The organism is Cellulomonas fimi ATCC 484 (assembly GCF_000212695.1).
Classification (GTDB): Bacteria; Actinomycetota; Actinomycetes; order Actinomycetales; family Cellulomonadaceae; genus Cellulomonas; species Cellulomonas fimi.
This window is the reverse complement of the sequence record NC_015514.1, coordinates 1,868,496-1,891,936: the sequence shown is the minus strand read 5'-3', so window position 1 is coordinate 1,891,936 and position 23,441 is coordinate 1,868,496. Positions and strand designations below refer to the sequence as shown.

Sequence of the window (23,441 nt, the reverse complement as noted above, 5' to 3'; positions counted from 1 at the left end):
CGAGGCGTCGGGGAGGGGGTCAGGACGAGACCGCGCGCGCCGTCCAGCGGCCGCCGACGCGGTCCACCGCGAGGTCCACGCCGAACGCCCCGGACAGGTTCTCCGCGGTGAGCACCTCGTCGAGCGGACCCGCCGCGTGCACCTCCCCGCCGCGCATGAGCAGCAGGTGCGTGAAGCCCGGCGGGATCTCCTCGACGTGGTGCGTGACCAGCACCAGGACGGGCGAGCGCGGGTCCGCCGCGAGCTCCGCGAGCGCCGCGACGAGCTCCTCACGGCCCCCGAGGTCCAGCCCCGCCGCGGGCTCGTCGAGCAGCAGCAGCTCGGGGTCCGTCATGAGCGAGCGCGCGATCTGCACACGCTTGCGCTCACCCTCGCTCAGGGTGCCGAAGTAGCGGTCCGCGAGTCGCGCGACGCCGAACGCGCGCAGCAGGTCGGCGGCGCGCTGCTCGTCGAGCTCCTCGTACGACTCGCGCCAGCGGCCCGTGACGCCGTAGGCGGCCGTGAGCACCACGTCGCGCACCGTCTCACCGGACGGGATGCGGTCCGCCAGCGCGGCGCTCGACAGCCCGACGCGCGGCCGCAGCTCGAACACGTCGACCTTCCCGAGCCGTTCCCCGAGCACCTCGGCGGTGCCCTCGGTGGGGTGCATCCGGCCCGACGCGACCTGCAGCATCGTCGTCTTGCCGGCGCCGTTGCGGCCCAGCACGACCCAGCGCTCTCCCTCACGGACCGTCCAGGACACCTGGTCGAGGATCGTCGTGGACCCCCGGCGGATCGTCACGGCCTGCAGGTCGAGAACGTCGGTCATGGGCACGACCCTAGCCAACGGGACGAAGGTCCTCGGCACGGCCCGGCGGGTCGCCCGGCGTGGCCTCGGTCACGTGCGCGGCGACGCCGGGCCCCGCGCTTACGGTGGAGCCGTGACCACGCTCGACCTGCCCCGATCGGTCCTCCTCGCGCTCTGGCTCGCGCAGGACGGCGCGGACCGTGCGGCGCTCGCGCACGCGGTGCAGGCCGACGACGAGCCGCACACCGTCCGTGCCGCCGTCGACGGCGACGAGCACGTCGACGGGCCCCTGTCGCTGCTGCTCGACGTGTGCGGGCCGGGCCCGCGGGACGTCGCGGCGCTCGTCCCGGCACCCGGCGACGCGTCGGGCACGCCGCCCGCGGTCAGCGCCGCCGCGACGACCGCGGGCGAGGCGGTCCTCGTCCGCACCGAGCGTGCGTGCGTCGCGGCGGTGCCGCTGGTGCAGCGGTTCGGCAGCGACCTGGAGCCCGGCCACCTGGTCACCTGGGAGGTGCACGGCGTCGCCGACTGGCGCACGGCCGTGCTCGGCGCGGCCGGCTCGCTCGCGGACGCGGAGCGCGCGCTCCGGCAGGGCCTCGTCGACGCGACCGAGGCGCTCGTACGGCTCGACGTGGCACGGTGGCGTCCCGACGCGGCCGAGCAGATCGCGGGCCTGCGGGACGTGGACCTGCCCGCGTGGCGGCTGCCGACGGGGATCGAGGGGCGGCGCGTGCGGGTGCTCGCGTCGGCCGCGCGCCTGCGCGGGATCGTCGCGCTCGCGACGCAGGACGACGGGGGCGCGGTCAACCTCTGGCAGGCGGACCAGCGCTCGACCGCGCTGCGGGAGGTCGACCGGGTCGCCCGGCACGCCATGGCGGCGGCCGCGACGACGATCTCCGTCTGACGCAGACGCCGACCGGCCGCGCGGCGCGGCAGGCCGGCGGCCGCCCGGGGTCAGCCGAGGACGTCCCGGTAGACCGTGAGCGTGCGCTCGCCGATCGCCTCCCACGAGAAGTGGTCCTCGACGCGCGTGCGGGCCGCGCGCCCCCACGCGGCGGCGCGCTCCGGGTCCTGCACGAGGTCGTTCAGCGCGCTCGCGAGGTCGGCGACGAACCGGTCGGGGTCGACGGGCGTGCCCGTGCCGTCCTGCACCTGGTCGATGGGCACGAGCGTGCCCGTGTGCCCGTCGACGATCACCTCGGGGATGCCGCCGGTCGCGGTCCCGACGACGGGCAGGCCGACGGCCATCGCCTCGAGGTTGACGATGCCGAGCGGCTCGTAGACCGACGGGCACACGAACACCGTGCCGTGGGCGAGGATCGCGACGACGTCCCTGCGCGGCAGCATGCGGTCGATCCACACGACGCCCGAGCGCCGCTCGCGCAGCTGTGCGACGAGCCCCTCGACCTCCTGCAAGATCTGCGGCGTGTCGGGCGCGCCCGCGCACAGGACGAGCTGGACGTCGGGCGGCAGCTGCTCGGCGGCGCGCAGGAAGTACGGCAGGCCCTTCTGCCGCGTGATCCGGCCGACGAACACGACCGCGGGACGCGTCGGGTCGATGCCGAGGGCGCGCACCGTGGCCTCGGCCTGCGCGCGGTCCTCGTCGCCCTCGGGCCGCCGCCAGCCGTCCAGGTCGATGCCGTTGTGCACCACGTGGACGCGGGACGGGTCGACGGCCGGGTAGGCGCGCAGGATGTCCTGACGCATCCCGCCGGACACGGCGATCACCGCGGCGGCCGCCTCGTAGGCCGTCTTCTCGGCCCAGCCGCTGATCGCGTACCCGCCGCCGAGCTGCTCGGCCTTCCAGGGGCGCAGCGGCTCGAGGCTGTGCGCGGTCAGGACGTGCGGCAGGCCGTGCAGCAGCGACGCGAGGTGGCCCGCGAGGTTCGCGTACCAGGTGTGCGAGTGCACGATGTCGCTCGCGACGCCGTCGGCGCCGACGCGCCCCACCGCGTCGACCATCTCGAGGTCGACGCCGAGGGTCTGCAGCGCCGCGTTGGCCTGGCCGAGCCCGGCCGGCACGGTGTACCCGGTGACGCCCGGCTCGTCGCGCGGGCCGTCGAAGGCGTGGACGCGCACGTCGATCCTGTCGCGGAGCACGCGGGTGAGCCCCGCGACGTGGACCCCGGCGCCGCCGTAGACGTGCGGCGGGTACTCGCGGGTCAGCAGGTCGACGCGCACCGGGACCTCCCGTGTCGGGTCCGGTCGACGACCGGCTCTGCGCGACACGCTAGCGCGAGACGGCGTGCTCGCCTCGCCGCAGGCCCACCCGTGGGCCTAGGGTCGTCGCATGGCAGCGCCGCGCGTTCTCGCAATCGTCCTCGCAGGTGGCGAGGGCAAACGACTCATGCCGCTGACGGCGCACCGCGCGAAGCCCGCCGTCCCGTTCGGCGGCATCTACCGGCTGGTCGACTTCGCGCTGTCGAACGTCATCAACTCCCGGTACCTGCACGTCATCGTGCTGACGCAGTACAAGTCGCACAGCCTGGACCGGCACGTGTCGAAGACGTGGCGCATGTCGCCGCTGCTCGGCAACTACGTGGCCGCGGTCCCCGCGCAGCAGCGGGTCGGCAAGCACTGGTACCTGGGCAGCGCGGACGCGATCTACCAGTGCCTCAACATCATCGAGGACGAGCGTCCCGACATCGTCGTGGTGGTGGGCGCCGACCACGTGTACCGGATGGACTTCTCGCAGATGGTCGAGGCGCACCGCGAGTCCGGTGCGGAGCTGACCGTCGCGGCGATCCGCCAGCCGATCGCGGAGGCCGACCAGTTCGGCGTCATCGAGACGCACCCGTCCGACCCGACGAAGATCGCGGCGTTCCGCGAGAAGCCCACCGACCCGGTCGGGCTGCCGGACTCCCCGCTCGAGATCCTCGCGTCCATGGGCAACTACGTCGCCAACACCGACGCGCTCGTGCGCGCCGTCACCGAGGACGCCGAGAACCCGACGTCCCGGCACGACATGGGCGGCGACATCGTCCCCGCCTTCGTCGCGCGCGGCACGGCAGCCGTCTACGACTTCATCCGCAACGACGTGCCCGGCTCGACGCCGCGCGACCGCGACTACTGGCGCGACGTCGGGACGATCGACGCGTTCTACGAGGCCAACACCGACCTCATCTCCATCGAGCCGGTGTTCAACCTCTACAACGACGAGTGGCCGCTCTACACGGGCTACACGGGCCTGCCGCCGGCCAAGTTCGTGCACGCCGGCGCCGGTCGCCTCGGCCACGCCGCGGACTCGATCGTGTCCCCCGGCGTCCTCGTCTCCGGCGCCACGGTGTCCGGGTCGGTCATCTCCCCCGGGGTGCGCCTGCACTCGTGGGCGCAGGTCACCGACTCGGTGCTCATGGACGACGTGCACGTCCACCGGTACGCGCAGGTGCACCGCGCGATCATCGACAAGAACGTCGTGGTCCCGGAGCGTGCGCGCATCGGCCTGGACCGCGAGCACGACCTGGCCCGCGGCTTCACGATCACGGACTCGGGCATCACCGTCGTCCCCAAGGGCGCGGTCATCGACGGCTGACACCGGCTCTCCGGGCCAGCCGTCGGGGCTGGGTCGTCACGACGGCCCCGGACGTGCTCCCGGTCGGGGCACGGCGGGCGCCGGGCCGCGCGGTGCACACCAGGCGGGCGCCCGCGACGACGCGGCCCGTGCCCGCACTAGCCTGCGTGCCGTGAGCCCCGACGCGCCCCGCACCGACGCCACCGCCGCCCCCTCGGGCGGCCCGGACCGGCGCCGGCTCGTCGTGATGGACGTCGACTCGACGCTCATCACCGGCGAGGTCGTCGAGATGCTGGCGGAGCACGCCGGGTCCGGCGCGCTCGTCACCGAGATCACCGAGCGGGCGATGCGCGGCGAGATCGACTTCGCGGAGTCGCTGCACGAGCGCGTCGCGACGCTCGCCGGCCTGCCGGAGTCGGTGTGCGCGGACGTGCTCGCGCAGGTCGAGCTGTCGCCGGGGGCGCGCGAGCTCGTCACCGAGCTCGACGCGCGCGGCTGGCCCGTCGGGCTCGTCTCGGGCGGGTTCCTCGAGATCGTCGAGCCGCTCGCCGCGCGGCTGGGGATCCGGCTGGTCCACGCGAACCGTCTGGAGGTCGCGGACGGCGTGCTGACCGGTCGCGTCGCCGGTCCGGTCGTGGACCGCGCGGTCAAGGCGCAGACGCTGCGCGAGTACGCCCGGACCGTCGGCGTCCCGCTCGAGCGGACGATCGCGATCGGCGACGGCGCCAACGACCTGGACATGCTCGCGACCGCGGGCTTCGGGATCGCGTTCAACGCCAAGCCGCTCGTCGCCGCGTCGGCGGACGCGGTCGTCACCGACCGCCTCGACGCGGTGCTCGACCTGCCGCCGTTCGCCGCGCCCGCCTGAGCCCTCCTGCGGCCGGACCCCCCGGGGCCGACGCTCGCCCCGTGCCGAGCGCCCGCCGGTCCCGGCGCCGTCGTCGGCGCGGCAGGGTCAGCCCGGGACGCCCAGGTGCTGCAGGGTCGCCGCACCCGGCGCGAGGTCGGCCCACGACCCGGCGAAGCCGAGCAGCGACCAGCTCGCCGTCGGCACGCCGACCTGCACGCGCGCGAGCGCGGCCTCGTCGGAGCCCGGTCCGGCCAGGGTCGCCGCGACGCGGCTCATGGTCGGCTCGTGGCCCACGACGAGGACGGTCGCGGCGTCGTCGGGCACGGCGCGCACGACGTCGAGCAGCGTCGAGAGCCCGGCGTCGTAGACGTCGTCGCGCAGGTCCAGCACCGGGTCGGCTCCGAGCGTGCCGCGCACGAGGTCCCACGTCTGGCGCGTGCGCAGGCTCGTCGAGCACAGCACGAGGTCCGGCACGAGGCCCGCCTCGGCGAGCTGCGTGCCGACCCGTCCGGACTGCCGCCGGCCCACCAGCGACAGCGGCCGCTGGTGGTCCGGCAGACCCTCGGGGTGCTCCGCCTTCGCGTGGCGCAGGAGGAGCAGTCGGCGTGCGGGGCCGTCGAGGGCCTGGTCGGGCGTCACCGGGTCAGCGTCCCATCACAGACCCATCGCGTGCACGCCGCCGTCGACGTGCACGATCTCGCCCGTCGTCGCGGGGAACCAGTCGGACAGCAGTGCGGCGACGGCACGGGCCGTCGGCTCCGGGTCCGTGACGTCCCAGCCGAGCGGCGCGCGCTCGGGCCAGCCGCCCTCCATCGCCTCGAAGCCGGGGATCGACTTCGCGGCCGTGGTGCGGATCGGGCCCGCGGAGACGAGGTTGACGCGCACGCCGTGCGGGCCGAGGTCGCGCGCGAGGTACCGGGCGGTCGACTCGAAGGCGGCCTTCGCGACGCCCATCCAGTCGTAGACGGGCCACGCGTAGCGCGCGTCGAACGTCAGGCCGACGACGGCCGAGCCGCGCGAGAGCAGCGGCTGCGCCGCCACGGCGAGCGACTTCAACGAGTAGGCGCTCACGTGCAGCGCGGTCGCGACGTCGTCCCACTCGCCCGCCAGGAAGTTGCCCCCCATCACGGACTGCGGCGCGAAGCCGATCGAGTGCACCACGCCGTCGAGCCGGTCGAAGCCGGCCCCCCGCACGCGGTCCGCGAGCGCGTCGAGGTCCTCGGCGGACGTCGCGTCGAGCTGCAGCACCTGCGCCTCGACGGGGAGGCGGCGCGCGATCGCCTGCGTGAGGCGGAACTGGCGCCCGAAGGAGGTGAGCACGACCTGCGCGCCCTGCTCCTGCGCGAGCCGCGCCACGTGGAAGGCGATCGAGCCGTCGGTGAGCACACCGGTGACGAGGAGCTGCTTGCCGTCGAGGAGACCCATGCGTGTCGTTCCGTTCTGTCGCGGGAGAACCCGTGCTGGTGCGGGAGGAGAGGTCAGTGGCCCATGCCGAGGCCGCCGTCGACGGGGATCACGGCGCCCGAGATGTAGGCGGCGGCGTCGGAGGCGAGGAACTCGACGGCGGCGGCGACCTCGTCGGGCTGCGCGAACCGCCCGGCGGGGATCGCCTCGAGGTACGCCTTCTGCTTGTCCTCGGGCAGGGCGCGCGTCATGTCGGTGTCGATGAAGCCGGGGGCGACGACGTTCGCGGTGATGCCGCGGCCGCCGAGCTCGCGCGTGATGGAGCGGGCCATGCCGACGAGCGCCGCCTTCGACGCCGCGTAGTTGACCTGCCCGGGGCCGCCGTAGAGGCCGACCACGGACGAGATGAGCACGATGCGCCCGCGGCGCAGCCGGATCATGCCCTTGCTCGCGCGGCGCACGACGCGGAAGGAGCCCGTGAGGTTGACGTCGAGGACGTCCGTGAACTCCTCGTCGGTCATGCGCAGCAGCAGCTGGTCGCGCGTCACGCCCGCGTTCGCGACGAGCACCTCGACGGGCCCGTGGGCCGCCTCGATCTCGCTGAACGCGGCGTCGACCGCGGCGGTGTCGCGCACGTCGGCGACCGCGCCGAGCACGCCGTCGGGCAGGTCGCCCGAGCGGTACAGGGTCGCCACCTTGTCCCCGGCGGCGACGAACCGCTCGGCGATCGAGCGGCCGATACCGCGGTTCGCGCCGGTCACCAGCACGCTGCGCGGGCGGTGCGTCGGGACGGTCTCGTTGTCGGGAGTCTCAGGCACGGAACCCGACGCTATCCGACACCGCAGGCGCGCCGTGGCACCGGCCCGGCACACGTTCGTGGTGGCCTGTTGTGGGATCCGGACAACGGGCGCCCGACGGACGCGCGTCCGGGACGCGGACTACGATCAGGTGGTGAGCAGCCGCACGAGCCCCGGGAACCGCCGTCGTGGCGCGCGCCCGGAGCAGGACGAGGTGCAGCGCATCACGTCCGCACCCGAGCCGCTCGCCGAGGACCTCGCCCGCCGGCAGCGCCGCTACCTCGCGCAGATGGGCATCCGGCTCCTGTGCTTCGCCGGCGCGTTCTTCACGTGGGGGCACCTGCCCGTCGCGGTGCCCATCGTGCTGCTCGTCGCGGCCGTCGTGCTGCCCTACGTCGCGGTCCTGCTCGCGAACGCGGGCCGCGAGCGCCGCGACGAGGACACCACCTTCATGACCTACCGCGAGCTGGGCCCCGGCTCCGGCCCGCACGACCAGCTCGGAGGACGTCCGTGAGCCTGCTGGGTCCCGTCCCGGACGCCGTCGACGAGCTCGTGTGCAGCGCGCGCGGCTGCCGCTCCGAGCCGTCGTGGGGCCTGCTGTGGAACAACCCCAAGCTGCACACGCCCGAGCGGCGCAAGGTGTGGCTGTCGTGCGACGAGCACCGCGAGCACCTGTCGCAGTACCTCGGCGTGCGCGACTTCCTGCGTGACGTGGTCCCCGTGGACGACCTGGAGCGGGTGGCGCCGTCGTGAGTCCGACCGTGCGTCGGGCCGTCGGGATCGTCTGCGTCGGGCTGGTGCTCGCGACGGTGTGCGTCCTGCTGGGCCGGTGGCAGTGGAACCGGCACGTGTGGCGCGACGCCGCGATCGCGGTGGTGCAGGAGAACTTCGCGGCGGACCCCGTCCCGCTCGACGCGGTGCTGCCGTCGACCGACGAGCCGCTGGGCTCCGACGACGAGTGGCGGACCGTCGAGGTGGTCGGTCGCTACGACGCGGACGCGACCGTGCTGCTGCGCAACCGCCCCGTCGACGGGCACCCGGCTTACCACGTGCTCGTGCCGTTCGTGGTCGAGGACGCCTCGGCGGGGACCGCGGACGCACCGACAGGGGTGGGTGACGTGCTCGTCGTCGACCGCGGGTGGGTGCCGACGGGTGCTGACGCGAGCGCGGCCGTCGACGTGCCCGCTCCCCCGTCCGGCAGCGTGACCCTCACCGCGCGGCTCCGGCTCGACGAGCGGGCCACCGACCGCTCGGCCCCGCCCGGACAGGTGCAGGCGGTCGCGTCGCAGCAGGTGCTCGCCGCCGGTGGGCTGGACGCGACCCCGTACGGCGCGTACGCGCAGCGCCGGTCGGAGGACCCCGCCCCGGCCGAGGTGCCCGGCGCTCTCCCGCCCCCCAGCACCGACCCCGGGTCGCACCTGTCGTACGCGTTCCAGTGGTGGGCGTTCGCCGTGCTCGTGCTCGGCGCGTCGGTCGTGGTCGCCCGGCGCGAGTCGACGCTAGCCGCCGAGGCTGCGACGCCGCCCCCCGGTCCGACCCCTCCGGCAGCAGCCGCACCGCGACGCCCCGAGCGCACCGACGTGCCGCGCCGCCGCGGCGGACGCGCGGAGGACGAGGAGGACGCCCTGATCGACGCGCAGCTCACGCCGAGCGACGAGCGCGACGGCCCGGGCGTCAGGCCAGGGCGATGAGGTCGAGGTAGGCGGGACCCCACAGGTCCTCGTCGCCGTCGGGCAGCAGCAGCACGCGCTCCGGGTCGAGCGCCGCGACGGCCCCCTCGTCGTGCGAGACGAGGACGACCGCGCCCTTGTAGCTGCGCAGCGCGGCGAGGATCTCCTCGCGTGACGCGGGGTCGAGGTTGTTCGTCGGCTCGTCGAGCAGCAGCACGTTCGCGCTCGACACGACGAGCGTCGCGAGCGCGAGACGCGTCTTCTCCCCGCCGGACAGCACGCGCGCGGGCTTGTCCGCGTCGTCGCCGGAGAACAGGAACGAGCCCAGCACGGACCGGACCTGCGTGTCCGTCAGGTCGGGCGCGGCGGTGCGCAGGTTCTCCACGACCGTCCGCTCCAGGTCGAGCGTCTCGTGCTCCTGCGCGTAGTAGCCGAGCTTGAGCCCGTGGCCCGGCTTGACCTCGCCCGTGTCCGACGCCTCGATGCCGCCGAGGATCCGCAGCAGCGTCGTCTTGCCGGCGCCGTTGAGACCGAGGACGACGACCTTGCTCCCCCGGTCGATCGCCAGGTCCACGTCGGTGAACACCTCGAGCGAGCCGTAGGACTTCGACAGGCCCTCCGCGGTGAGGGGCGTGCGGCCGCACGGGGACGGGTCCGGGAACCGCAGGCGCGCGACCTTGTCCGACGCGCGCACCTCCTCCAGGCCCGACAGCATCCGCTCGGCACGGCGTGCCATGTTCTGCGCCGCGACCGCCTTCGTCGCCTTGGCACGCATCTTGTCGGCCTGCGCGAGCAGGACCGCGGCCTTCTTCTCCGCGTTGGCCCGCTCGCGGCGGCGGCGCTTCTCGTCCGTCTCGCGCTGCAGCAGGTACGCGTCCCAGCCGAGGTTGTACTGGTCGAGCTGCGCGCGGTTCGCGTCCAGGTGGAACACCTTGTTGACGGTCGCGCGCAGCAGGTCCGCGTCGTGGGAGATGACGACGAAGCCGCCCGGGTACGCCTTGAGGTAGTCGCGCAGCCACGTGATCGAGTCGGCGTCGAGGTGGTTCGTCGGCTCGTCCAGCAGCAGCGTGTCGACCCCGGAGAACAGGATCCGCGCGAGCTCGACGCGGCGGCGCTGACCGCCGGACAGCGTGCCCATCGGCTGGCCCAGCACGCGGTCGTCGAGGCCGAGGTTCGAGGTGATGCGGTGCGCCTCGCTCTCGGCCGCGTACCCGCCGGCGGCCGTGAACCGCGCCTCCAGGCGTGCGTAGCGGGCCATCGCCGTCTCGCGCACGTCGTCGTCCGCCGCGGCCATCGCGCCCTCGGTGACGCGCATCGCGCGGACGATCTCGTCGAGCCCGCGCGCCGAGAGCACGCGGTCGAGCGCCAGCTGGGACAGGTCGCCGTGGCTCGGGTCCTGCGGGAGGTAGCCGATGTCGCCCGACCGCGAGATGTGCCCGCCCGTGGGCTGCGTCTCCCCCGACAGCGTGCGGGTCAGCGTCGTCTTGCCCGCACCGTTGCGACCCACGAGACCGATGCGGTCCCCGGCGGCGATGCGGAACGTCGTCGGCTCGAGCAGCACGCGGGCGCCGATGCGCAGCTCGACGGCCTGGGCGGTGATCACGTGGTGGCTTTCCTCCGAGATTTGCGTCCCGGCGTTGGCCTCGGGCGCGAAGGACCACGATTCTACGACCCGATAGCGTGGCGAACCGCCCGCATATCGGGCCCCGCACGCCGCCACGACGTCCCAGGGGGACCCATGACCGACGCACCGCAGCAGCCGCACGCCCCGGCCCCGACGCTCGAGCCGGCGCCCGTCGTGCGCAGCAGCACCGCCGCCGACGTCGCGCTCGTCTCGACGTTCGCCGCGTTCGTCGCCGTGTGCGCGGTGCTGCCGGGCATCCCGACGCCGTCGGGCGTGCCGATCACGCTGCAGACGTTCGGCGTGGTGCTCGCGGGGCTCGTGCTCGGGTGGCGCCGCGGGGCGCTCGCCGTCGGGCTGTACCTCGCGGTCGGCCTCGCCGGCCTGCCGGTGTTCGCCGAGGGGACCGGCGGTCTCGTCGTGCTCACCAAGCCCTCTGTCGGCTACCTGCTGGCCTTCCCGTTCGCGGCGGCCGTCGCCGGAGCGTTCGCGAGCCGCGCGCTGCGCGTGCGCCCTGCCTGGCGGTACGCCGCGCTGGTCGCCGCCGGGCTCGGCGCGAGCTTCCTGACGATCCATCCCGCCGGCATCGCCGGGCTCATGGCGCGGCTCGGCCTGTCGCTGCCCGAGGCGTTCGCGATCGACGTCGTCTACTGGCCCGGCGACGTCGTGAAGAACCTCCTGGCGGCGGCCGTCGCGCTCGCCGTCCTGCGCGCGTTCCCCGACCTGCTGCGCACGCGCCGCTGACGGCAGCCGCCGCGTGATCGCGCTCGACGACGTCGTCGTCACCGCCTGGACCCCGGACCCGCACGGCGGTGCCGAGCAGGTCGTGCGGCTGCTCGGCCCGGTGACGCTGCGGCTCGGCGAGCGGCGGGTCGCGGTGGTCGGGGCCAACGGGTCGGGCAAGTCGACGCTCGCGCGGCTGCTCAACGGCCTCGTCCTGCCGTCCAGCGGCACGGTCCGCGTCGACGGGCTCGACACCGCGACCGACGGGCCCGCCGTCCGGCGCCGCGTCGGGTTCGTCTTCACCGACCCGAACGCGCAGATCGTCATGCCGACGCCGCTCGAGGACGTCGCGCTCTCCCTGCGCCGCAGGCACCCCGACGCGGCAGGGCGCGAGCGCGCCGCGCGGGCGGCGCTGCGCCGGTTCGGGCTCGACGACCGCGCCGACGTGCCCGTGCACGCGCTGTCCGGCGGCCAGCGCCAGCTCCTCGCCCTCGCCGCGGTCCTCGCCACCGAGCCCGACGTGCTCGTGTGCGACGAGCCGACCACGCTGCTCGACCTGCGGTGGCGCCGCACCGTCGACGACCTGCTCGCAGGGCTCGACCAGCAGGTCGTCCTCGTCACGCACGACCTCGACGCCGCGCGTCGCGCCGACCGCGTGCTCGTCGTGCACGAGGGGCAGGTCGTCCACGACGGGGACCCGCACGACGCCGTCGCGCACTACGAGGCGCTCATGTCCGAAGCGGGCGTGCCGTGAGCCGCCGCACCGCCCGGGGGCCGCTGCGGGCGCCGTGGGCCGGGCCGCTCGGGCTGCACCACCCCGGCACGAGCGTCGTGCACCGGACGCCCGCGGCCGCCAAGCTCGCGGGCCTCGCGGTCGCAGGGCTCCTGCTCGTCGTCCTGCGGGGGCCGCTGTCGGCCGTCGTGGCGCTCGCGCTCGCCGTCGGCGTGCTCGTCCTCGCGGGCGTGCCGCTGCACCCCACCACGCGCGGGCTGCTGCCGGTGCTCGTCACCGCGGCGCTCGTCGGCGGCTACCAGACATGGGCGCGCGGCTGGCCGGTCGGGGTCGAGGTGGCCGCCGACCTGCTCGCGCTCGTCGTCCTCGGCACCGTCGTCACCGCGACCACGCGCGCCGACGCCCTGCTCGACGTCCTCGCACGGCTCGCCCGCCCGCTGCGGCACGTCGGCCTGCACCCGGACACCGTCGCGCTCGCGATCGGCCTGTTCCTGCGCACGGTGCCCGTCCTGGCGCAGGCGTCCCTCGAGGTCCGGGACGCCGCCCGCGCACGCGGCCTCGACCGCGAGCCGCGCGCGCTCGTGGTGCCCGCCGCCGTCCGCATGGTCGGCCACGCGCGCGCCACCGGCGACGCGCTCGCGGCCCGGGGGCTCGGCGACTCCTGACGCCGCGAACCGCCCGGCGCCGGGCGTCCTACCGCTCCGGCGACGCGTCCTGCACGGTGCCGGGTGGACTTCGGCGCCGTCCACCATCCCGCCGCGCGGTGTCGTGGACGCGCGACTAGGTTGCCGTCCGTGACGTTCGACGAGGGTGGCAGCTTCGAGGGTGGCCGGGTCCGCACGCGGCGCGGCGGCAGGATCGCCGCGGGCGGCGGGATCGGCGCGCTCGTCGTCGCGGTGCTGGCGATCGTCCTCAACCAGTCCGGGAACGGCGAGCTGGCCAGCGTGCTGCAGGGCGTCGCCGGCGGCGGCCAGGAGCAGGGCGAGATCGGCACGGTCGGCGACTGCACCGCCGAGCAGGCCAACGAGCAGCGCGACTGCCGCCTGTCCGCGACCCTCCAGGCCCTCGACGCGTACTGGGCGCAGGAGCTGCCCCCCGCGGGCGCGCAGTTCGCCGAGCCGCCCGCCGAGGCGTTCGAGGGGCAGACGACCACCGGCTGCGGGAACGCGACAGCCGCCACCGGGCCGTTCTACTGCCCGCCCGACCAGACCATCTACCTCGACCTCGGCTTCTACGACCTCCTGCAGAGCCAGTTCGGCGCGCAGGGCGGACCGCTCGCCGAGATGTACGTGACCGCCCACGAGTACGGCCACCACGTCCAGAACCTCACGGGCGTCATGGACCAGGCGCAGCGCCAGGGCTCGGGCGCCGACTCCGACTCGGTGCGCGTCGAGCTGCAGGCCGACTGCTACGCCGGCATGTGGGTCGGCAACGCCGCGACGCAGGTCGACCCGGACACGGGCGTCACGTTCCTCGAGCCCATCACCGCCGAGGAGCTCCAGCAGGCGCTGTCCGCTGCCGAGGCCGTCGGCGACGACCACATCCAGCAGCAGTCCGGCGGCGACGTGAACCCGCACACGTGGACCCACGGCTCGTCCGAGCAGCGCCAGCGCTGGTTCACGACCGGCTACGAGCAGGGCTCGATGGCCGCGTGCGACACGTTCGCCACCGACGACCTCTGACGCCCGACCCCGGCCGGGCACGCGCACGCCGCCCCGGTGACCCCGTCGGGTCTCCGGGGCGGCGTGCGTCCCGGGCAGGGCGCGCGAGCCGTCAGCTGCTCGCGCGCGCCCTCCGGGCGTGCACGACCGCGCCTGCACCCGCGGCGACGAGCAGGAGCCCGACCCCGAGGAGCGGCCACGGGTCGGCACCCGTCGTGGCGAGCAGGCGCGCGCCGGCCGACGTCGGAGCGGCACCTCCGAGCGCGCCCCCCGCGGCCGACGCGCCCGCCGCGCCCGGCGTGCCCGGGGCGGTCACCGTGAGCGTCGCCGGGTCCGACCAGGCCCCGCCGAACGCGTTGACGACGTGCACGCGGAAGCGTGCGCCCGAGTCGGCGGTGCGCGCGGTGAACGCGAACGTCGTCCCCGTCGCACCCGGCACGTCGGTCCACGTCCCGCCGACGAGCCGCTGCCACTGCACGGTCGGCGCGGGCGAGCCCGCGACGTCGACGGCGAGACGGGCCTGGGCGCCGTCGGCGACGGTGACGTCCGACGGGCCCGTGCGGACCCACGCGACCGTGCCCGCGGCGGACGCGTCGCCACGCCCCTGGTCCGCGACGAACGACGCCACCCAGGACAGCGCCGAGTTCCAGTTCACGGTGATCTCGTTGGTGGACCACGACTGGATGTCGTCGACGTAGCAGAGCTGCGGCGCGCACATGTGGTCCGGGCCGTACAGGCCGCCGATGACCGGGTCCCACGTGCCGACGTCCGAGTTGGGCCCGCCCGCCACCGACCCGACCGGCGGGTTGGGCAGCGCGTCGGTGAGCGAGTGGGCGAACCAGCGGGAGTGCTGGTCGTCGGAGAACACGTCGCCGTAGCCCGTGACGTACGACAGGTTGAGCCCGTTGCGGCCGAGCAGGTAGTCCATCGACTCGAGGACGGCGTCCGCGAACCGCTGGTCACCCGTGAGGTCGAACGCGGTGCCCAGGACGACCTGGTTGTTGAGCACCGCGGAGTTCGACCCCCACTCGTACACGCCGTCGGCGGTGCCCGCGTACGCGGTGCCGAACGGCTGCGCCGCCTGCCGTGCGAGGTACGTCTCCGCGCCGTCCACGACCGACTGGCGGATCGCCGTGCGTCCCGGGATCTCGGACTCGACGACGGCGAGGTCCATCCGCCCGAGCGCCGCGGTCTCGCCCCAGTACATGCCACCCGCCGAGAAGATGTCCGCGGTGTGCAGCTCGTTCGCGAGCACCGCGTCCCGGAACTGCGGCTCACCGGTCGTGAGGAACAGCTCCCCCGCGGCCCAGTAGAACTCGTCGCTGACGTCCGTGTCGTCGTACGGGCCGCCGCCGGGGCTCGGGTCCGCGTTGGGTGCGGGCGCGTACAGGTCGGGCGTCGCCACCGCGGCCGCGTACGCCGTGCGCGCGGCGTCGAGCAGCTCGGCCGCGAAGCCCGCGTCGTAGGGCTCCCAGAGCCGGGCGCCCTGCGCGGCCGCGGCCGCGAGGTTCAGCGTCGCCGCGGTCGACGGGCGGTGCAGCCGGCGGCCCTGCGGGTCGTCCGAGGGCAGCAGCGGCAGACCCGTCCAGTCGACGTCATGGACCTTGTGGTGGACCATCCCGGCGAGCGGCTGCCCGGCCGGGACCTGCATGCGCAGCATCCACTCGAGCTCCCACCGCGCCTCGTCCAGCGGGTCGGGGACGCCGTTGGTCTGCTCGTCGAGCGGGATGTCGAGGGTACCGTCCCCGAGGGCGGCGACGTCGCCCGTCGGCGCGTGGAGCGCACGCTCGTAGGCGCTCATGACCTGCGCGACGGCGATGCCGCCGTTGACGACGTACTTGCCGTGGTCGCCTGCGTCGTACCAGCCGCCGGTGACGTCGAGCGTGTAGTCGCACGTCCAGTCGCCGTAGAGGTTCTGCGCCTCGGTGGGCGTGATGCAGGGCACTGCGTCGTCGCCCTGGTTGGCGCCCGCGTCGCCCGGGCGTCCGACGTGCCCGGCCGGCCGGGTGAAGCGTGGGTCGCCGAGGATCGAGCCGTCGATCGCGATGCCGCTGCGCACCGGGTAGAAGTAGTCGAGCGCGTCGTACCGCAGCTGCTGGTAGAGGTCGTCGCCGATGACGAACGGGTGGCTCGTCTCACCGTCGGCGCGCAGCGTGTAGGTCCCGGGCGTCGTGACGTCGCCGAAGTCGACGACGTGCACGTCGACGCCCGCCGTCTGGTCCGTGCCGCGCGGCGTCGTGCTGCCGGACGCGACCACGGTGCTGCCGGACACGAGCTCCCAGGCGACGGGCCCGGTCTGCGTCGTGACGAGCGTCGCGCGCTTGGGGCCCTCGGTCAGGTACCCGACCTGGTTGACGCGGACGCGCGAGCCGGTGTCCGGCTCGTACGGCGGCGGTGGCTCCGTCGTCTCGGTGAACGACAGCTCGCTGACGCAGAACGTGTACGGCGCGGTGCGGCGGCCGAGCTCGAGCTGGATGCGTCCGTACGCGGTCGACGGGTCGGCGCTGAACGTCGCGTCTGCCGTGAAGGGGTACGTGAACGTCTGCGGCGTCGTCGTCAGCGCGGCGTCGTCGTCCAGGACGCGGTGCCACGGCTCGCCGAACTGCCCGACGATCACGTTGACCGGCGCCGGGTCGCTCGCGTAGGCGGTGAACCGCAGCTCGTAGTTCCGGCCCTCGACGACGTCGACGTGCTTGAGCTCGAGACCTGCCTCGTAGGGGTTCGCGTAGCCGCCGCGCAGGTCGATGCACGCGCTGAGCCCGTCGGTGCCGGCGCGCGCCGTTCCGCCGCCGGCCGCGTCGTAGAGGTCGAAGGCGCCGAGGTCGCCGCCCGCGAAGGAGTGGTCGATGCGCGCGCCCGAGGTCAGCGAGAAGTCGTCGACGCAGAACGTGTAGGGCGCCGCCTGCCCGCCGAGCTGGAAGGAGACCTGCCCGGTCCCGGTGCTCCAGTCGTCAGCGACCGGCGAGCCCGGCGTGCCGGGTCGCGTCGGCCAGTCCGCGGGGCTGAACGTGAGCTCGACGTGCTGCGGCGTCGGCGTGCCGTCGAGCACGACCTGGTGGCCGAACGCCGCGGGGTACCCGAGCCCGCCCTGCACGGGGACCGTGACGGGGGTGCTCGCGTGCGCGTCGAACGACACGGTGTAGGTGGTGTCCCTGTCGAACGTCACGTCGTCGTGCTGCAGCGCCACGTCCCACGGGTTCTCGCCGCCCTCGACGACCGCGCACAGCTCACCGGACTCGGCCGACGACGTCACGGAACCGGCGTTCGCGTAGGAGAACCACCCCTGCGCGTCGCCGCCGGCGAAGTCGTGGACATCCGTCAGGGGGGCGGCGGTGGCCGCCGACGCGACGGCGGTGACGAGCAGTGCGGCCGACGTCGTGCCGGCCAGCCATCGGCGGCGCCTGGGCGGGCGCGTGGCGGGTGAGGGGACCACGGTGTCTCCGGGGGTGAGGGCGCTCCGGGCGCGATGTCCGACGGGTCGAGACTGGTAGCGCTTCCACGCGGCGCGGCGGTCGCCTCGCCGGTCGATGCGTGTCGTCTCCCCCGGTCCCGCCGCATCCTCGCGACGCTGGTGACCGACAGAAACTGGACGCGCTTCCAGTCCCGCGGACGATCGTGAGGCCGCAGTACGCCGGTGTCAAGGTGACCGACGAGGTCATCGCTCCGGCGGGTGACCATGTCGACGACGCTGCGGGCCGGGAGCGCTCCACGCGCCTGCGCTCCGGTGGTAGCCTCGCGCCGACCAGCAGGCGGGCGAGGGGAACCATGACGGGCCGGAGCGGGCGTCCTCCCACCCTCGACGAGGTCGCCGAGCGAGCGGGCGTCTCCCGGTCCGCGGCGTCGCGCACGATCAACAACGCCGGCAACGTCAGCCCGGCGACGCGACGCGCCGTCGAGCGCGCCGTCCGCGAGCTGGGGTACGTCCCGAACGTCACCGCGCAGGCCCTCGCCCGCCAGAGGGTCGGCGCCGTCGTGCTGGCCGCCTCGCACGACAACCCCGACCTGCTCGGCGACCCGTTCATCGGCCAGGTGATCGTCGGGGTCACGACCGCCCTCGAGAACACCGAGCTCGACCTCAAGCTCCTCCTGTGCCACCCCGACCGCGGGCACGACCGCGTGCGGCGCATGCTGCGACGGCCCCGCGCCGACGGCGTCATGGTCATGGCGCTGCGAGGCGACGACCCGCTGCAGCGCATGGTCGAGGAGTCGGGTCTGCCGGCGGTGTTCGGCGGCCGGCCCCTGCACGGCCAGCCCGAGCTGTTCGTCGACGTCGACAACCGGGGCGGTGGCCGCACCGCCGCCGAGCACCTCGTCCGGCTGGGCCGCCGCCGCATCGCGACGATCGCCGGCCCCGTCGACTCGCACGCCGCCGTCGCGCGGCTCGAGGGCGTGACCGACGCGCTGTCCGTCGCGAACCTCGACCCCACGCTCGTGGAGCGGGCCGACTTCACGCGCGACGGCGGTGCGCGCGCGATGGAGCGCCTCCTGGAGCGCGCCCCGGACCTCGACGCCGTCACGGTCGCGTCCGACAACATGGCCGTCGGTGCGCTGCACACCCTCGCGCTGCACGGGCGGCGCGTGCCCGAGGACGTCGCCGTCGTCGGCTACGACGACCTCCCGATCGCCGAGCTGTCGCACCCCGCGCTCACCACCGTCCAGCAGCCGATCCGCTCGCTCGGCCACGAGATGGCGCGCGTCCTCCTGGCCCTCGTCGACGGCGAGTCGCCGAGCTCGCTGCTCCTGCCGACACGCCTCGTGGTCCGCGAGACCGCACCCCAGCCGGCCTAGCCGCCGCAGCGCCGGGAGGGCGCCGCGGTCCGTCGACGCGTGCAGGACCGACGGCCGGCTCACCGCCCTCGGGATATCGGCCTGCGCCCCAGCCTCCGCCGGGCTAGCGTCGCGCCGTGCTGATCCGACCCGAGACTCCCGCCGACGTCGACGCCGTGCGGGAGGTCGTCGGCACCGCCTTCGGCGAGCACGCCGACCACGTCCTCACCCTGCTCGACGCCCTGCGAGGCGACCGCGCCTGGGTCGAGGGCCTGTCGCTCGTCGCCGTCGACGACGGAGCCCCGCACGGGCCGCGGGGCGGCGGACGCGTCGTCGGGCACGTGCTGCTCACGCGGGTCGAGATCGCCACGCCGCGCGGCCCGGTGCCCGCCCTCACCCTCACGCCGCTCGCCGTCGCCCCCGACGTCCAGAACCGCGGCACCGGCACGGCGCTCGTCGCCGCCGCGCTCGACGCCGCCTCCGCTGCGGGCTGGCCGCTCGTCCTGCTCGAAGGCGACCCGCGCTACTACGGACCCCGTGGCTTCACCGCCGCCGAACCGCTCGGGCTCGCGTCGCCCTCTCCCCTGATCCCGCCCGGCGCGTGGCAGGTCGCGCTCCTGCCGGCCCACCAGGACTGGATGACCGGCCCGGTCACGCTGTCCGCTCCCCTGCTCGCGGTCAACGACGACCCCCGCGGCTAGGGTGCACCGGTGACCGAGCGCACCGACCCGCCCCTGTCCGCCGACGAGTTCACGACGCTGCGGACGTTCCTCGACTTCCACCGTCGCACGCTGCTGCTCAAGACCGACGGCCTCGACGCCGAGCAGCTCGCGCGGACGCACGCACCGTCGACGATGACGCTCGGGGGGCTGCTCAAGCATCTCGCGCTCGTCGAGGACAGCTGGTTCGGCGAGGTGCTCGCCGGCCACGAGCCGTCCGAGCCGTGGGCGTCCGTCGACTGGGACGCGGACCGCGACTGGGAGTGGCACACCGCCGTGCAGGACGAGCCCGACGCGCTGCGCGCGCTGCTGCGCGACACGATCGCCCGGTCCGACGCGGTCGTCGACGCGCTCGGCGGGGACCTGGACCACCCCGCGGCGCGCCCGCACCGGCGCACGGGCGAGCCGATCAGCCTGCGCTGGATCCTCGTGCACATGATCGAGGAGTACGCCCGCCACAACGGGCACGCCGACCTGCTGCGCGAGGCGATCGACGGCGTCACCGGCGAGTGATCCCGCGGCAGGTGCGCCGCTGCGGGGTTCACCCACCGACGACCGTGCGGAGGGTCAGCGGCGCCGGACCTTGCGGAACGCGTCGACCGTGTCCCACGTCGTCGCGGCCAGGATGCCGGCCACCAGCAGGACGGCGAGCACGGTGAACGCGTCCTGCGAGGTGCCCACGTCGAGCAGGGCGTCGACGAACGCCGGGTTGACCAGCCGCTCCTGGACGACCAGCCACGTCGTCCCGACCGCGAGTGCGAGGTTCAGCGTCGCGTTGACGGCGGCGAGCGGCAGGGTCCATCCGCGTCGCGCGTAGACGGCGACGGCGAGCAGCGCCTCGGCGGCGATGAGCACCAGGAGCCCGCCGGTCCACCAGGGCGTCAGGGCGGGGTCGAGGAACGACGCGTCGCCGTCGCCGGTCGGCAGCGGGAAGCCGCGGGTCTGGTCCCACAGCACCGCGCCGGCCGCGAGCGCGAGGCCCAGCAGACCCGCGACGAGCTCGACGAGCCCGTGGGTGTGCTCGTCGTGCTCGGGGAGGCTGTCGGGGCTCCACGTGGGGAGCGCGTCGTCGAGCGCGGAGGTGCGCTCGATGACGACGAACACGAGCGTCGTCCAGAACGTGAGGTGGACGACGACGGCGAGCGCCGTGGTGACGACGGACCCGACGACCGCGCCGAAGGTCGCGCCGTCGAGCGCCTGCCCGATCGCGACACCGACGGACGCGACGGGAACGACGATCCACAGCAGGAGCGTGAGCAGGCGGCGCCACGGGAGGAAGTACCGCGGGCCGAGCAGATGCAGGGGGCGTTCGGTGTAGCCCGCGGCGAGGGTGTCGGGGTCACCCAGCGCGGTGAGCACAGCACGTTCGGCGGCGGCGGGGTCCTCGCCTGCGTCGACGCGCGCGTCGACCTGGTCGTCGATCGAGGCGCGCAGCTCGGCCGCGAGGTCGTCGCGCTGCTGCTCGGGGACGGAGCGCGTGGCCGCGGCGACGTAGCGGGCGGACAGGCTCGTGTCGGGTCGGCTGGTGGTGGATGTCATCGCTCAGTCCTCCTCGGGCAGGCCGGCGACGGCCGTGGCGATCGCGCGGAAGTCGGTGGTGAGGGCGACCGCGAGCGCGCGGCCGGTGGAGCTGGTCCGGTAGAACTTGCGCGGCCGGGCCTCGTCGGTGTTCCACTCGCTCGTGAGATGCCCCTGCTTCTCGAGCCGGCGCAGGAGCGGGTACAGCGTGTTGGTGTCGGTCTCGAAGCCGCGCGCGGCGAGGTCCTCCAGGAGCCCGTAGCCGTACCCGGGGCGCTCGAGCAGTCGCAGGCAGGCCAGGACGACGGTGCCGCGTCGCAGCTCCTGCCGGTGGGTCTCGAGGACCGCGTCGTCGATCATGCGTCACACCATACTGTGTGGCACACATCATCGTCCAGGAAACAGGTTGGGTTCGCTCTCGACGCGAGCCCGCGCCGGTCCGCCACGCACGACGACGCCCAGGCCCCCGGCGGTCCGGGGTCCTGGGCGTCGTCAGGTGCGCGGGCGGCGCGTCAGATGTTGAAGCCGAGGGCGCGCATCTGGGCGCGGCCGTCGTCGGTGATCTTCTCCGGGCCCCACGGCGGCATCCACACCCAGTTGATGCGGAACCCGTCGACGATGCCGTCGAGCGCCTGCGCGGACTGGTCCTCGATGACGTCGGTCAGCGGGCAGGCCGCCGACGTGAGCGTCATGTCGATGACCGCAGTGTTCGCCTGGTCGATGACGACGCCGTAGACGAGGCCGAGGTCCACGACGTTGATGCCGAGCTCGGGGTCGATGACGTCGCGCATGGCCTCCTCGACGTCGGCGACGGTCGTCGGGGTGCTGGGGTTGGTCTCGGTGCTCATGCGTCCTCCGTGGTGCGCGCCGCGCCGGTCTTGATGAGTGCGTCGTTCAGGGCGACCCAGCCGAGCAGCGCGCACTTCACGCGCGCCGAGTAACGGCCCACCCCCGTGAAGGCGGCGGCGTCGCCGAGCTTGTCCTCGACCTCGTCGCCCAGGCCCGCGCCCTTGGACTGCATGAGGGCCCGGAACGTGCCGGCGAGGTCGTCGACGGTCGTCAGGTCGTGGTCGACCACGAGGTCGTGCAGGACGGACACGGACGCCTGCGAGATGCTGCAGCCCTGTCCCTCCCAGCGCACGTCCCGCACGACGCCGGTCGCGTCGACGTCGACCTGCAGGGTGACCTCGTCGCCGCAGGTCGGGTTGACCTGGTGCGACTCCCCCGTCCGCGCCGCACCGGCCGGTGCCCCGAGCCCCCGCCCGTGCGGGAACTTGGCGTGGTCGAGGATGACCTGCTGGTACAGCTGCTCCATCGAGGTGCTCATGCGGTTCCTCCGTCCTCCAGACCGAAGAACGCCCGGACCCCGGCCAGGGCTTCCCGGAACACCTCGATCTCCTCGTCCGTCGTGTAGACCGCGGCGGACGCGCGGGCGGTCGCGGCGACCCCGAACCGGCGGTGCAGCGGCTGGGCGCAGTGGTGGCCGACCCGCACGGCGACGCCCGCGTCGTCGAGCACCTGGCCGACGTCGTGCGCGTGCACGCCGTCCACCACGAACGACACGTTCGCGAGCCGGTCGCGGGCGTCGGTCGGGCCGAGGACGCGCACGCCCGGCACGGACGCGACGGCGTCGAGCAGCAGCTGCGTGAGGTGCGCCTCGTGCGCGGCGACGGCGTCCATGCCGAGCTCGGCGAGGTAGGACGCGGCGGCTCCCATGCCGACGGCCTGCGAGACCATCTGCGTGCCGGCCTCGAACCTCTGCGGTGGCGGCGCGTACGTCGTGCGCTCCATGGTGACGACCTCGACCATGGAGCCGCCGGTCGTCACGGGCGGCATGGCCTCGAGCAGCTCGCGCCGCCCGTAGAGCGCGCCGACGCCCGTGGGGCCGAGCATCTTGTGGCCGGAGAACGCGGCGAAGTCGACGCCGAGCGCGTGCAGGTCCACGGGCAGGTGCGGCACGGACTGGCACGCGTCGAGCACGGTGAGCGCCCCGACCTCGCGAGCCCGGGCGACGAACGCCTCGACGGGCGTGATCGCGCCGGTGACGTTCGAGGCGTGCGTGAACGCGAGCACCCGGGTGCGGTCGGTGACGACCGACGACAGCTCGTCGGTGCGCAGGCGCCCGGAGTCGTCCATGCCGATCCACCGCAGCGTCGCGCCCGTGCGGGCCGCGAGCTCCTGCCACGGAACGAGGTTCGCGTGGTGCTCCGCCTCCGTGACGACGATCTCGTCGCCGGGACGCAGCACGAACCGCGCCGACGCCTCGCCGCCCCGTCCGAGGGTCGCGTTGGACAGCGCGTACGCGACGAGGTTGATCCCCGCGGTGGCGTTCGACGTCCACACGAGCTCGCCGGGCGAGACCCCGACGAACGACGCGACGCGGGCCCGGGCGTCCTCGAACGCCTCGGTCGCCTCCTCCGCGAGCTGGTGCGCACCGCGGTGCACCGCGGCGTTGCGCTGGACGTAGAAGTCCTGCTCGGCGTCGAGGACGACCTCGGGCTTCTGCGACGTCGCGCCGGAGTCGAGGTAGACGAGCGGCCGGCCGCCGCGCAGCGTGCGTGCGAGCAGCGGGAAGTCGGCGCGCACCGCGGCGAGCTCGGCGGCACCGAGCGTGCGGGGGGCCGCCGACGGCGGCGTGCCGTCGAGCGGGGCCGCGGTGTCGAGCGTGCTGGTCACGTCG

General features: G+C 74.6%; 25 protein-coding genes. 13 read left to right on the top strand and 12 right to left on the bottom strand.

From position 1 onward, the window contains the following. Window positions 1-19: 19 nt before the first annotated feature. Window positions 20-808 carry an ABC transporter ATP-binding protein gene (locus CELF_RS08680; RefSeq protein WP_013770879.1) on the bottom strand — a complete coding sequence of 263 codons (789 nt, stop codon included), beginning with the start codon at window positions 806-808 and terminating at the stop codon, window positions 20-22. A 112-nt stretch (window positions 809-920) separates the two neighbouring features. Here CELF_RS08680 and CELF_RS08675 point away from each other — a divergent pair, with 112 nt between their 5' ends. Continuing rightward, window positions 921-1,691 (top strand): hypothetical protein, encoded by a 771-nt coding sequence (locus CELF_RS08675; RefSeq protein WP_013770878.1) that lies wholly within the window; start codon window positions 921-923, stop codon window positions 1,689-1,691. Window positions 1,692-1,741: 50 nt separating this feature from the next. On the opposite strand, the gene glgA is transcribed toward CELF_RS08675, so the two are convergent. Then, on the bottom strand, window positions 1,742-2,968 hold the full coding sequence (gene glgA, locus CELF_RS08670) for a glycogen synthase (RefSeq protein ID WP_013770877.1): 1,227 nt from the start codon (window positions 2,966-2,968) through the stop codon (window positions 1,742-1,744). A 109-nt stretch (window positions 2,969-3,077) separates the two neighbouring features. Here glgA and glgC point away from each other — a divergent pair, with 109 nt between their 5' ends. Both glgC and serB read left to right on the top strand, forming a co-directional pair. After that, complete coding sequence (gene glgC, locus CELF_RS08665) at window positions 3,078-4,319, top strand: glucose-1-phosphate adenylyltransferase (protein WP_013770876.1); 1,242 nt, start codon at window positions 3,078-3,080, stop codon at window positions 4,317-4,319. 151 nt (window positions 4,320-4,470) lie between these two features. After that, window positions 4,471-5,166 (top strand): phosphoserine phosphatase SerB, encoded by a 696-nt coding sequence (serB, locus tag CELF_RS08660; protein ID WP_013770875.1) that lies wholly within the window; start codon window positions 4,471-4,473, stop codon window positions 5,164-5,166. Between the two features lie 87 nt (window positions 5,167-5,253). Here serB and CELF_RS08655 read toward each other — a convergent pair whose 3' ends face one another. Genes CELF_RS08655 through fabG form a run of 3 tightly spaced genes read right to left on the bottom strand, consistent with a single transcriptional unit; the run spans window position 5,254 to window position 7,370 of the window. Further along, window positions 5,254-5,787 (bottom strand): SixA phosphatase family protein, encoded by a 534-nt coding sequence (locus CELF_RS08655; protein ID WP_013770874.1) that lies wholly within the window; start codon window positions 5,785-5,787, stop codon window positions 5,254-5,256. A gap of 15 nt (window positions 5,788-5,802) precedes the next feature. After that, on the bottom strand, window positions 5,803-6,573 hold the full coding sequence (gene fabI / locus CELF_RS08650) for an enoyl-ACP reductase FabI (protein WP_013770873.1): 771 nt from the start codon (window positions 6,571-6,573) through the stop codon (window positions 5,803-5,805). A gap of 53 nt (window positions 6,574-6,626) precedes the next feature. Beyond that, complete coding sequence (gene fabG, locus CELF_RS08645) at window positions 6,627-7,370, bottom strand: beta-ketoacyl-ACP reductase (RefSeq protein ID WP_013770872.1); 744 nt, start codon at window positions 7,368-7,370, stop codon at window positions 6,627-6,629. A 133-nt stretch (window positions 7,371-7,503) separates the two neighbouring features. On the opposite strand from fabG, the gene CELF_RS20180 reads away from it, so the two are divergent. Genes CELF_RS20180 through CELF_RS08630 form a run of 3 tightly spaced genes read left to right on the top strand, consistent with a single transcriptional unit; the run spans window position 7,504 to window position 9,040 of the window. Beyond that, window positions 7,504-7,863 (top strand): DUF3099 domain-containing protein, encoded by a 360-nt coding sequence (locus CELF_RS20180; protein WP_013770871.1) that lies wholly within the window; start codon window positions 7,504-7,506, stop codon window positions 7,861-7,863. Then, window positions 7,860-8,102 carry a hypothetical protein gene (locus tag CELF_RS20175; RefSeq protein WP_013770870.1) on the top strand — a complete coding sequence of 81 codons (243 nt, stop codon included), beginning with the start codon at window positions 7,860-7,862 and terminating at the stop codon, window positions 8,100-8,102. The genes CELF_RS20180 and CELF_RS20175 overlap by 4 nt, the downstream gene beginning before the upstream one ends. Next, on the top strand, window positions 8,099-9,040 hold the full coding sequence (locus tag CELF_RS08630) for an SURF1 family cytochrome oxidase biogenesis protein (RefSeq protein ID WP_013770869.1): 942 nt from the start codon (window positions 8,099-8,101) through the stop codon (window positions 9,038-9,040). The genes CELF_RS20175 and CELF_RS08630 overlap by 4 nt, the downstream gene beginning before the upstream one ends. Here CELF_RS08630 and CELF_RS08625 read toward each other — a convergent pair. Continuing rightward, complete coding sequence (locus CELF_RS08625) at window positions 9,024-10,622, bottom strand: ABC-F family ATP-binding cassette domain-containing protein (protein WP_013770868.1); 1,599 nt, start codon at window positions 10,620-10,622, stop codon at window positions 9,024-9,026. The two genes, CELF_RS08630 and CELF_RS08625, sit on opposite strands and share 17 nt — an antisense overlap. A gap of 135 nt (window positions 10,623-10,757) precedes the next feature. Here CELF_RS08625 and CELF_RS08620 point away from each other — a divergent pair, with 135 nt between their 5' ends. The 4 genes from CELF_RS08620 (at window position 10,758) to ypfJ (ending at window position 13,778) form a co-directional block, all read left to right on the top strand. Continuing rightward, complete coding sequence (locus tag CELF_RS08620) at window positions 10,758-11,384, top strand: biotin transporter BioY (protein WP_013770867.1); 627 nt, start codon at window positions 10,758-10,760, stop codon at window positions 11,382-11,384. A 13-nt stretch (window positions 11,385-11,397) separates the two neighbouring features. Then, window positions 11,398-12,117: an energy-coupling factor ABC transporter ATP-binding protein gene (locus tag CELF_RS08615; protein WP_013770866.1), complete on the top strand. Its 720-nt coding sequence runs from the start codon at window positions 11,398-11,400 to the stop codon at window positions 12,115-12,117. Beyond that, a complete protein-coding gene (locus CELF_RS08610) occupies window positions 12,114-12,761 on the top strand; it encodes an energy-coupling factor transporter transmembrane component T family protein (protein WP_013770865.1) in 648 nt (215 codons plus the stop codon). The genes CELF_RS08615 and CELF_RS08610 overlap by 4 nt, the downstream gene beginning before the upstream one ends. A gap of 129 nt (window positions 12,762-12,890) precedes the next feature. Further along, window positions 12,891-13,778, top strand: coding sequence for a KPN_02809 family neutral zinc metallopeptidase (gene ypfJ / locus CELF_RS08605; RefSeq protein ID WP_013770864.1), 888 nt, complete (start codon window positions 12,891-12,893; stop codon window positions 13,776-13,778). A gap of 91 nt (window positions 13,779-13,869) precedes the next feature. On the opposite strand, the gene CELF_RS08600 is transcribed toward ypfJ, so the two are convergent. Next, window positions 13,870-17,190, bottom strand: a complete 3,321-nt coding sequence (locus CELF_RS08600) for a glycoside hydrolase family 9 protein (protein ID WP_013770863.1) — start codon at window positions 17,188-17,190, stop codon at window positions 13,870-13,872. A 332-nt stretch (window positions 17,191-17,522) separates the two neighbouring features. Between CELF_RS08600 and CELF_RS08595 the strand changes: the two genes are divergently transcribed. From CELF_RS08595 to CELF_RS08585, 3 genes are all read left to right on the top strand, one after another. Further along, complete coding sequence (locus tag CELF_RS08595; protein ID WP_013770862.1) at window positions 17,523-18,545, top strand: LacI family DNA-binding transcriptional regulator; 1,023 nt, start codon at window positions 17,523-17,525, stop codon at window positions 18,543-18,545. Window positions 18,546-18,661: 116 nt separating this feature from the next. After that, window positions 18,662-19,225, top strand: coding sequence for a GNAT family N-acetyltransferase (locus CELF_RS08590; RefSeq protein WP_013770861.1), 564 nt, complete (start codon window positions 18,662-18,664; stop codon window positions 19,223-19,225). Window positions 19,226-19,234: 9 nt separating this feature from the next. Beyond that, the gene (locus tag CELF_RS08585; protein ID WP_013770860.1) at window positions 19,235-19,756 is read left to right on the top strand and encodes a DinB family protein; all 522 of its coding nucleotides are present in this window, start codon (window positions 19,235-19,237) and stop codon (window positions 19,754-19,756) included. 54 nt (window positions 19,757-19,810) lie between these two features. Here CELF_RS08585 and CELF_RS08580 read toward each other — a convergent pair whose 3' ends face one another. From CELF_RS08580 to CELF_RS08560, 5 genes are all read right to left on the bottom strand, one after another. Then, window positions 19,811-20,782 carry a permease prefix domain 1-containing protein gene (locus tag CELF_RS08580; RefSeq protein WP_013770859.1) on the bottom strand — a complete coding sequence of 324 codons (972 nt, stop codon included), beginning with the start codon at window positions 20,780-20,782 and terminating at the stop codon, window positions 19,811-19,813. 3 nt (window positions 20,783-20,785) lie between these two features. Continuing rightward, window positions 20,786-21,121, bottom strand: a complete 336-nt coding sequence (locus CELF_RS08575) for a PadR family transcriptional regulator (RefSeq protein WP_013770858.1) — start codon at window positions 21,119-21,121, stop codon at window positions 20,786-20,788. A gap of 152 nt (window positions 21,122-21,273) precedes the next feature. Further along, entirely contained in the window at window positions 21,274-21,609 is a 336-nt protein-coding gene (locus tag CELF_RS08570; protein WP_013770857.1) for a metal-sulfur cluster assembly factor, read from the bottom strand. Next, a complete protein-coding gene (gene sufU / locus CELF_RS08565) occupies window positions 21,606-22,088 on the bottom strand; it encodes a Fe-S cluster assembly sulfur transfer protein SufU (protein ID WP_013770856.1) in 483 nt (160 codons plus the stop codon). The genes CELF_RS08570 and sufU overlap by 4 nt, the downstream gene beginning before the upstream one ends. After that, window positions 22,085-23,437: a SufS family cysteine desulfurase gene (locus tag CELF_RS08560; RefSeq protein ID WP_013770855.1), complete on the bottom strand. Its 1,353-nt coding sequence runs from the start codon at window positions 23,435-23,437 to the stop codon at window positions 22,085-22,087. The genes sufU and CELF_RS08560 overlap by 4 nt, the downstream gene beginning before the upstream one ends. Window positions 23,438-23,441 lie beyond the last annotated feature (4 nt).

Excerpts from the sequence above, each read along its gene's own strand:
- CELF_RS08620 (WP_013770867.1), top strand. The coding sequence starts at position 10,758 with ATGACCGACGCACCGCAGCAGCCGCACGCCCCGGCCCCGACGCTCGAG.
- CELF_RS08570 (WP_013770857.1), bottom strand. The coding sequence starts at position 21,609 with ATGAGCACCGAGACCAACCCCAGCACCCCGACGACCGTCGCCGACGTC.
- sufU (WP_013770856.1), bottom strand. The coding sequence starts at position 22,088 with ATGAGCACCTCGATGGAGCAGCTGTACCAGCAGGTCATCCTCGACCAC.
- CELF_RS08575 (WP_013770858.1), bottom strand. The coding sequence starts at position 21,121 with ATGATCGACGACGCGGTCCTCGAGACCCACCGGCAGGAGCTGCGACGC.
- CELF_RS08580 (WP_013770859.1), bottom strand. The coding sequence starts at position 20,782 with ATGACATCCACCACCAGCCGACCCGACACGAGCCTGTCCGCCCGCTAC.
- CELF_RS08680 (WP_013770879.1), bottom strand. The coding sequence starts at position 808 with ATGACCGACGTTCTCGACCTGCAGGCCGTGACGATCCGCCGGGGGTCC.
- fabI (WP_013770873.1), bottom strand. The coding sequence starts at position 6,573 with ATGGGTCTCCTCGACGGCAAGCAGCTCCTCGTCACCGGTGTGCTCACC.
- glgC (WP_013770876.1), top strand. The coding sequence starts at position 3,078 with ATGGCAGCGCCGCGCGTTCTCGCAATCGTCCTCGCAGGTGGCGAGGGC.
- CELF_RS08595 (WP_013770862.1), top strand. The coding sequence starts at position 17,523 with ATGACGGGCCGGAGCGGGCGTCCTCCCACCCTCGACGAGGTCGCCGAG.